Below are 2,172 nucleotides of genomic sequence, written 5' to 3'. Positions count from 1 at the left end.
GCTGCCCTGGGCACCCTCAACGTCGCGGCCTTCTACCTGATCGCCCAGATGGTGGGCGCCGGCGTGCTGGTCGAGAAGCTGGTCGGCATCGACTTCACGCTCTCCGTGCTGATCACCGGCACGTTCATGCTCTGCTACGTCGTCTTCGGCGGCATGCTCGCCACGACCTGGGTGCAGATCATCAAGGCCGTGATGCTGATGGCCGGCATCGTGGTCATGTCGGTCTTCGTGCTCAACAAGGTCGGCTTCAACCCGATCGAGCTGTTCAACCAAGCCGAGACGGCGGGCAAGGCCAAGGACAGCACGTTCTCGCTCGGGCCGGGCACCTTCCTGAAGAACCCGATCGACACCGTGTCGCTCGGCCTCGCGCTCGTGCTCGGCACGGCCGGGCTCCCGCACATCCTGATGCGGTTCTTCACCGTGCCGAACGCCAAGGCGGCCCGCTCGTCGGTGGTGACCGCGATGTTCATCATCGGCTTCTTCTACCTGCTGACCACGACCATCGGCTTCGGCGCTCGCGCGATCCTCGGCCAGGAGGGCGTGGAGGCCGCCGGCAAGGGCGGCAACCTCGCCGCGCCGAACCTGGCCGAGAACCTCGGGGGCGGCGCAGGAACGACGGGCGGCGACCTGTTCCTCGCGATCATCGCCGGCGTCGCGTTCGCGACGATCCTCGCCGTGGTGGCCGGGCTCGTGCTCTCCGCGTCGAGCGCCGTGGCGCACGACGTCTGGTCGAGCATCATCCGCAAGGGCCGCAACTCCGACCGCGAGGAGGTCCTGGCCGCCAAGGTCGCTGCCCTGACCATCGGCGCCATCGCGATGGCGATCGCCATCATCGGCGGCGAGGCCCTGAACGTCTCGTTCATGGTCGGGCTCGCCTTCGCGATCGCGGCGAGCGCCAACTTCCCGGCGCTGCTGCTCGCGCTCACGTGGCGCCGCTTCAACACGACCGGCGCGGTGACGGGGGTGCTGTTCGGCGTCGTCTCCGCGCTCGGGCTCATCATCATCAGCCCGATCGTGTGGGGCGGCGCTCCCGGGGCCCCCGACACCGGCGCGTTCACCTGGTACGACCTCAACAACCCCGGCCTGATCTCGATCCCGCTCGGCTTCATCGGCTGCGTCGTCGGGACGCTGCTGTCGAAGGAGCGCGAGACGGAGCGCAGCTTCCACGAGCTGTATGTCCGGTCCGAGACCGGCCTCGGTGCCGAGAGGCCCCTGGCCGAGCAGTAGTCACCGGCGGGGGCTCACCCGTCGGCCCGCGGGTGCTGCGCTCCGGGCGCCCGCGGGATCGGCCGGTGCGGCGTGCGACGATGTCGGGCGCCATGGCATCGATCGGGGAGACGGAAGGCGGCGCTTGAGGGCGTGCCGGGCCTCGAGAGCACACGCGTAGGCGGCGACCTGGCCACGCCGGTGGAGGCGCTCATCAGCCGGCCGCCGCTGTTCGTGAAGCCGGACGCGACGGTGGCCGAGACCGCCAGGGCGATGCGCGACGCCGGCGTGAGCTCGGTGTTGATCGCCGGCGAGCCGCTCGGCATCGTCACCGACCGCGATCTGCGCAGCCGCGTCCTGGCCGCCGACCTGGACCCGGATACCCCGGTGCGCGCGGTCATGAGCCGCCCGCTGCGCTCGCTGCCGGCCGACACCACCGTGTTCGGAGCGCTGCTCTGGCGGCTCGAGCAGGGTTTCCACCACCTGCCGCTGACGCGCGGCGGCCGGATTGCCGGGGTGGTGACCGACACCGACTTGCTCCGCCACCAGGCGACGAGCCCGCTCGCGCTGCTGCGGCGGATCGAGGCGCTCGACAGCGCCACCGACGCCCTCGCCGGCTACGCGGGCGAGGTGGCGGCGGTGGCCGAGGCGCTGCTCAAGGGCGGGCTCGACGTACTGCAGATCGCACGCGTCATCGCGACGCTCAACGACGCGCTGACCGTGCGGCTGCTGCGGCGGGCCGAAGGTGCGCTCGGCACGCCGCCGTGCCCGTACGCGTGGCTGACGCTCGGCTCGGGCGGGCGGATGGAGCAGGTGCTCCTGAGCGACCAGGACAACGCGCTCGCCTATCTGGAGGACACGGAGAACTCGCGCGCCTACTTCGACGCGCTGGCCGCTCGCGTGGTAGCCGGTCTCATCGCGGCCGGCTTCCCGCGCTGTCCCGGCGGCTACATGGCGACCAACTGG

2 protein-coding genes are annotated in these 2,172 nt (G+C 71.2%); both read left to right on the top strand.

The features are described 5' to 3' along the window. On the top strand, positions 1–1,227 hold a 1,227-nt coding region (locus tag AABM41_09785; protein ID MEK6192586.1), incomplete at its 5' end, for a cation acetate symporter. Positions 1,228–1,359: 132 nt separating this feature from the next. Further along, on the top strand, positions 1,360–2,172 hold an 813-nt coding region (locus AABM41_09780), incomplete at its 3' end, for a DUF294 nucleotidyltransferase-like domain-containing protein (GenBank protein ID MEK6192585.1).

It is taken from the genome of Chloroflexota bacterium (assembly GCA_038040195.1).
Classification (GTDB): Bacteria; Chloroflexota; Limnocylindria; order QHBO01; family QHBO01; genus DASTEQ01.
Note: the sequence above shows the minus strand (reverse complement) of the source record. Positions and strands in the feature narration are given on the sequence as shown.